Genomic DNA, 480 nt, shown 5'->3' on the forward strand with positions numbered 1-480 from the left:
GCCGTGCACAGTGCGGCCGCCCTGGACGCGATGGCGCGGTCGGCGTCGAGCGGCACCTGGGCGGAGGTGGCCGCGGGGGCGTGACGTTCAGCCGGCCTTCTGGAGACGGCGGCCCAGGACGTACCTCACCGGGACGAGGACCAGCCACAGCCACATCGCCGCCGCCCCGATCACCAGGGCCAGCGGGACGGTCACGGCGAACACCACCACCAGCGTGGCGCTCTCGAGGAGGTAAGGCGTGCTGCCGGTGTCGGAGGGGGTGCCGTCGCGGAGCCAGGGGCGCTTCGCGAGGACGGCGGCCAGTGCCAGATGGCAGGCGCCGAGCACGGCGACCGCCGCCGCGTAGACGGCGACCGACACGGGCACGTCGCCGTACTCCGCGAGCAGCCTCGTCGGGAAAGGCACCAGGGCCGCGACACCCAGGCCGGTGAGGGACAGGACGATCACATGTCCGTCCACCTCCCGTACGTCACGGAAGAT

The 480-nt window shown here is 73.1% G+C and carries 1 pseudogene; it reads right to left on the reverse strand.

The features are described 5' to 3' along the window. Nucleotides 1–87: 87 nt before the first annotated feature. Nucleotides 88–480: pseudogene (locus tag CCL05_RS42050) on the reverse strand (TMEM175 family protein); the annotation flags it as partial.

Origin of the sequence: Streptomyces africanus (genome assembly GCF_002150735.1) — a bacterium.
Taxonomy (GTDB): domain Bacteria; phylum Actinomycetota; class Actinomycetes; order Streptomycetales; family Streptomycetaceae; genus Streptomyces; species Streptomyces africanus.